Origin of the sequence: Pseudomonas sp. GL-RE-29, from assembly GCF_019947275.1 — a bacterium.
Classification (GTDB): Bacteria; Pseudomonadota; Gammaproteobacteria; order Pseudomonadales; family Pseudomonadaceae; genus Aquipseudomonas; species Aquipseudomonas fluorescens_A.
The window spans coordinates 87780-93808 of sequence record NZ_JAGYGD010000025.1 but is presented as its reverse complement, the minus strand read 5'-3'; the positions used below and the strand labels follow the sequence as shown (position 1 = coordinate 93808).

Annotated in this window: 3 protein-coding genes; 1 reads left to right on the top strand and 2 read right to left on the bottom strand. The window is 59.5% G+C overall.

From position 1 onward, the window contains the following. Positions 1-3619, bottom strand: a 3619-nt coding sequence (locus tag KGB21_RS20215) for a DUF6531 domain-containing protein (RefSeq protein WP_223506514.1), incomplete at its 3' end; no start/stop codon positions are given. Between the two features lie 234 nt (positions 3620-3853). On the opposite strand from KGB21_RS20215, the gene KGB21_RS20210 reads away from it, so the two are divergent. After that, on the top strand, positions 3854-4549 hold the full coding sequence (locus KGB21_RS20210; protein ID WP_034148002.1) for an HAD-IA family hydrolase: 696 nt from the start codon (positions 3854-3856) through the stop codon (positions 4547-4549). 133 nt (positions 4550-4682) lie between these two features. On the opposite strand, the gene KGB21_RS20205 is transcribed toward KGB21_RS20210, so the two are convergent. Then, positions 4683-5429 carry a 3-oxoacyl-ACP reductase family protein gene (locus KGB21_RS20205; RefSeq protein ID WP_034148001.1) on the bottom strand — a complete coding sequence of 249 codons (747 nt, stop codon included), beginning with the start codon at positions 5427-5429 and terminating at the stop codon, positions 4683-4685. Positions 5430-6029 lie beyond the last annotated feature (600 nt).

Genomic DNA, 6029 nt, shown 5'->3' with positions numbered 1-6029 from the left:
CCTGATCACGGGCGTGGCGCACGTGGGTCAGGCGGTCGAGCGGGTCGTACTGGTAGCGGCGCTGGCCGTGGCGGGTGTCGGCGATCTGTAGGAGGTTGCCGTTGGCGCTGTAGGCATAGTCGCGGCGGTACAGCGGACGCTGCTGTTGGCTGACGGCGTGGGCTTGCAGTCGACCCTGTTCGTCGTAGGCGTAGTCGCTCAGCAACAAACCCTGTTGACGGCTTTGTTCGCGGTCGCCAACAAACGTATGCCTCGTCAGGCGCGAACCGTTGAGGTCGATGGCGGTCAGCGCACCGCCCTGGGCGCGGTGGTAGAGCAGGCGACTGTTGTCCGGCAGGCGCAGGTGCTGCAGCTGGCCACTGACGTCGTAGCCGTAGCGCAAGGTGCCCCAGCCCTGATGTTCGGTGATCAGCCGGTCGTGAACGTCGTACTCAAACTCCAGCGGATGGTCCTGGCCATCGTCAACGCTGACCAAACGCCCGAGGCTGTCGTAGCGGTAGTCGACCTTGCTGCCGTCGGGCAAGGTCTTGACCAACAGGCGTCCGGCCGCATCACGCAGGTAAGTGGTGACCAGCTGCGAGCCGTCATCGCCGAACTCGGTTTTCTCCTGCAACTGGCCGTTGAGGTCATAGCTGTAAGCCGTGCGTCGACCGTCGAAGCCGGTTTCCTGTCGGATCAAGCCACCGGGCGTGTAGTCCAGCCGATAAGTGTCGCCGCTTTCGTTCTCGATCTCGGTCAGCAACAGCTGCGCATGCTCGTAGCGGTACCTCAGCTCGCTGCCGTCGGGGTTGATCCGCCGGCTGACCAGATGCAAATCGTCGGCGTATTCATAGCGGGTGATGCGATCGAGCTCGTCGCGTTCGGCGGTGATCCGGCCATAGGCGTTGTAGCTGAAGGTGCGACTGGCGCCGTTCGCCAGCGTGGTCTGCAACAGGCGACCCACCGCGTCCCACTGGTAACGGGTAATCGCGCCAAATTCGTCCTGACGGGTCCGCAAACGCCCCAGCGCATCGTAGGCAAACTGCCGGCGCCCGCCATCGGGCAAGGTTTCCGCCAGCAATTGCCCCAGGCTGTTCCACTCCAACAGATGCTGGCTGTGGTCCGGATAACGAATCGCCCGCAGCCGCCCTTGCGCGTCGTAGTCGTGGTAGGTGCTCTGACCGTCCGGGTCGATCAGCCAGGTCACGTCGCCCTGGGCATTGCGTCGATAGGTCCACTTGGCCTGACCGCGATAGCGCGCATGCAGGAAACCGTTGCGGTACTCGTAGGACGTCGGCTCGTCTTCCGGCGGAATCAGCGCCACCAGCCGTCCGACTTCGTCGTAGCGGTATTCGGTGACCGCGCCGAGCGGGTCCTGTTCGGCGATCAGCCGGCCGTCGGTGTCGTAGGCCTTGCGTCGTTCGCCCCCGTCGGCCTCGACCCGCCGCACCAGCCGCGCCTGGCCGTCGTGGACGTAGACTTCCTCGCTGCCGTCGGCGTGTTTGAGCCGCACACCGCCGTCGTCGTCCCAGGTGTAGCGCGTGTCCATTTGCGCAAACGAGGCCCAATGGCGGATGCAGCGCGCGGCCTTGCCGGAGCGTTCCCACTCCCAATAGAAGCTCGCGCCACCGGCCAGTTGCCGCTGCAAGATGACGTGCTGTTCGTCGTAGTCGTAGCGCTCGCTTTCACCGGCGGCGTTGGTTGCGGCGATCAGTCGTCCACGGGCATCGTAGCCATAAGTGGCCAGCGTCTGCTCGGTGTGCCAGGCCGGCGCCTGGTCGTCGGCGAGGTGAACGCGCTGGTAGTCGACGCCGATCAGGTGCTGACGCTCGTAACGCAGCAGCAAACAGCGCCCGGCGCCGTTGTCGAGGCGTAGCACGCGGTCGGAAAGATCGCGCTGCAGCGTCAGACGATTGCCATAGGCGTCGCTGATGGCGCTCAAACGCCCGTTCAGAAAGTGAAAGAACCGCGCCGACTCACCGGCCAACGCCACTATCAGTTCTTCCGGCTGATCACCGAGGTAAATCGCCGACCGCGACAGGCTGTTGTGAATGACCGGGCGGGTCAGGCTCGGCAACGGAAACGGCGTGCGGCGGTTTTCGTGGTCGACCCAAATCACCGTGTCGCCAGAAAGCTCCAGGCGATGGGCCAGCGAATGGCTCCAGCCGAAACCGAGGCCGCTGTCGATTTCTACGGCGCTGGTGCGATAGAGCCGGGTGAACTCGAAGGGTAAAACCCCGTCGAGAACACCATCGCTCAGGGTCAAAAGTTCTTCGCCAGTGACCATCGACACGGGACAGCCATGGGTGGTCGTGCGATCCGCCGAATCGGCGCTGTCGCCGTTGGGATTTTTCCCCTGAGCCGGGGCATCTTCCCGATGTTCCTGTCGGCTCAGACGGGTCATGGCTTCCGACTTGTTACGAGCAATGGCAAGCGGATTGTTTACGAGTACATCCGCCGACCCCGCGACGCTTATTTGCAGCGGCACCGCAGGCGTCGGTCTCACCGGCGCGTTTCGAGCATTGACCATCAACGGTTTGAGCACGCCCGCATGAGCGGTCAGATCAGAGCGGGCAGTGAGCTCGCTCAGTCGCAAACCCATCGCTGCGAGCCAACGTCGGGCACGCTCGGACTTGACCTTGTTCAGCACCTTGGCGCTCATCCCGAGCTTCAATCCTGTAGGACCGGTCAGGCACGCCAGCAGGAAACTGATCAACAACTCCGTACGAATTTCCGCCACGACTTCGGCGATGTACTGCGGCGGCAACATCCTGAGCCAACTGGTGAAAGCAGCCAGATGAATGAACACCAGCGGCTCATCACTCAGTACCAGCAATACATTGGCAATGGCCTCTGAGGACGCGTTCAGCAGCGTCTCAAGTTCGGCCTGAGTCACGTATTCAAGGAGTTTCGAGCTGTTAGCCTGCAGGTCGGAGATCAGCGCGTAGAGCTGCTTAATGTCATCCCACAAACCATGCAGCGAATGCTCGAAACCCTGCCAGTCGGCTCGTTGCAGCATGCCGTAGCGTTCGCTGAAACCTGCTTCGGAAAACTCAACCCACTGCGGCTGAAACTCGGTCGCCCACTCATTGCGCAACCAGCCCTCCAACTCGCGGATGACACCTTGGTAAGAATCGTAAAGCGCCTTGACGTGAGCAGTGGATACGTTGGGAAAGAAGGTGATGCGGTAGCGCTGGCCGCGCCAGCAATCGGGGATCTCGAGGATTCCACTGGGGCCAATGGTTTCGTGAATCGGTGCGCCAAACTTCGGTCCATCCGGGCCTTCTGATATCAGCGGCTCGAGCATCACCGGTGTATTGCCAATCGGAACGAAGCCCGCGGCTTCAAACATATGCACCAGGGTCAGCGGGCCGCTGGCGGGGCACGTCGTGACGGTGGAACTGACTTCAGTTGAATTCTGTGGCGCGGTGAGACGTACGTTATTTCCGACCTTGAACACTTGCTCGACAGCCAGTGCTCCACCGGTCCAGAAGTTCTCCGCCCAGGCCTTGTGGTCGTTATGGCTGAGGCGGAAATCATCGAGCAGCGCTTCAATGTCCGGATGTTCCGGATCCATGGCGGCAACCACCAGCAAGCCGATGGTGTTGTTCAGGGCCAGCAGCTTGTCAGGTAGAAACATTCGCAGTCTTTCGCTCAGGTGAAGAGTGAGCGAACTCTGCAAGGGATCAGGGAAGAAAGAAGTCGGGAAAGGAGGTGTTTGATGTAGGGCGAATCGCTAAATGATTGGCCCGCAGCTGGAATTGTCCGTTGCTCTACGCCAACCGCGCTCGCTATGCTGCTGAACCCTTTAATCAATCACGGATCCGGCTGCAGCTGAGCCGCCTGGGATGTCATCAACAACGGATCAGACGCGATGAATGCAGCGCTGGAAGAGTTCGGCCCGATCAAGGCCGTGATTTTTGATATGGACGGTTTGCTGCTGGACACCGAGGGCATTTACACCGAGGTCACCTCCCTGATTGCCGGGCGTTACGGGCGGACCTTCGACTGGAGCATCAAGCAGAACATCATCGGTCGTGGTGCGGGCGATCTGGCGCGATACGTGGTCGAGGCGCTGGATCTGCCAATAACCGCCGAAGAGTTTCTAGTGATCCGCGAGCCCTTGATGCGCGAGCGTTTTCCTACAGCACAGGCAATGCCTGGCGCACAGGAACTGGTAAGGCATCTGAAGGCCAACAACATTCCAATCGCGGTAGGCACCAGTTCTTCTAGCCAGTCGTTCGGCCAGAAAACCACTTTGCACCGGGACTGGTTCGCGCTGTTCGACATCATTGTCACTGCCGATGACCCAGAAGTCGGTGCGGCCAAACCGGCGCCGGATATCTTCCTGACCGCAGCGCGGCGTCTGGGTGTCGCGCCCGAGGATTGCCTGGTGTTCGAGGATTCGCCGTTTGGTGTGACGGCGGCGAAAGCGGCGGGGATGAAGGCGATTGCGATTCCGGATGCGGCGATGGCGGATGAAAAGTACGCACATGCCGATGGGATTCTTCGTACGTTGAAGGCCTTCAGACCGAGTGCCTGTGGCTTGCCCGCGCTTGAATGGTCGTGACGAAAGACATGTAGGAGCGAGCCGGTTCCGGACGGCGTTTCGACGAAGGCGGTGTATCAGGCAACGTTAATGTCGTCTGAACTATCGCTATCGCGAGCAGGCTCGCTCCTACAGTTGGAAGGTGTTTAACCCATCAGGCGCCGAAACCACCGTCGATGGTCAAACTTGCGCCAGTGATGTAGCCGGCCTCCGGGCTGACAAGGTAGGCGACGAAACTGGCGATCTCGTCAGCCTTGCCATAACGTCCGACCGCCATCAACGGAATCAGGCTGTCGGCGAAATCGCCGTGGGCCGGGTTCATGTCGGTGTCGACCGGTCCCGGTTGCACGTTGTTGATGGTGATGCCTTTCGGTCCGAGATCGCGGGCCAGGCCCTTGGTCAGGCCAACCAGTGCCGACTTGCTCATGGCATACGGGCCACCACCGGCGAAGGGCATGCGATCGGCGTTGGTACTGCCGATGTTAATGATGCGACCGCCTTCGGTCATGTGTTTGGCGGCAGCCTGGGTAGCGATGAACACACTGCGTACGTTGATCGCCAGGGTCTGGTCGAAATCTTCGAGTTTGAAATCTTCCAGCGGCGCGACGGCCAGCACGCCGGCGTTGTTGACCAGGATATCCAGTTGGCCAAAGGCTTCTACCGTCGCATTCACGGCACTGCGGATGGCTTCCGCGTCGGCGCTGTCAGCCTTGATGGCCAGGGCTTTTCCGCCATTGCCGATGATGCTGTTTTGCAATTCTTCAGCCTTCGCCGTTGAGCTGACGTAAGTAAAGGCGACCGTCGCGCCTTCAGCAGCCAGGCGTTTGACGATGGCGGCGCCGATGCCGCGGGAGCCGCCCTGAATCAAAGCCACTTTGCCGCTGAGGTTTTGAGTAGTCATATCGATCTCCAAAGTCCCGAGGCGAGATGTCCCGGTTGATGGAGCCTAGTATCGAATCAGGATTACACGCTGTCTTCAGCGGCCAACAGAACGTAAAACGACCTCGCTGCCAATCAAGAGCTTACGGCGAGTGAGTCATATGAAAGTAAAAAAAAACTGCATTTGATCTTAAAATTGGTACGACTGCAGTCAATTGAAGATAAAAATTTTTGTACAGGGCAACGGCCGATAGGTTGCGATGACTTGGGCTGATGAGGTCAGTTTATGCTACAGACTGTCGTTTCTGCTTATGATCGCTACTAACGCCTGACAGAGTCCACAAAAGGGCATCGCTCTACTACCAGATACGACAGTTATACAGGTGAGCGAATGCCAAGGCGGAGTGTTTTGGAGTTGTATAATTATTGTGCGCTGCGAGAACAGTTTCCCTGTCGCGCCCTAGTTAGGCGCTGTAGGACGTGGCAATAGTTACTTGTAGAGATCAAAAGACGCGGCTCCAACAGAGCGAATGCACGTCGGGGAAAATTGTCTTTCGTGGAAGGAATTTTCTCTAGGGAGGAAAAAATTAAGCAGCCACAATAAGTTTGTCGAATTTTGGTG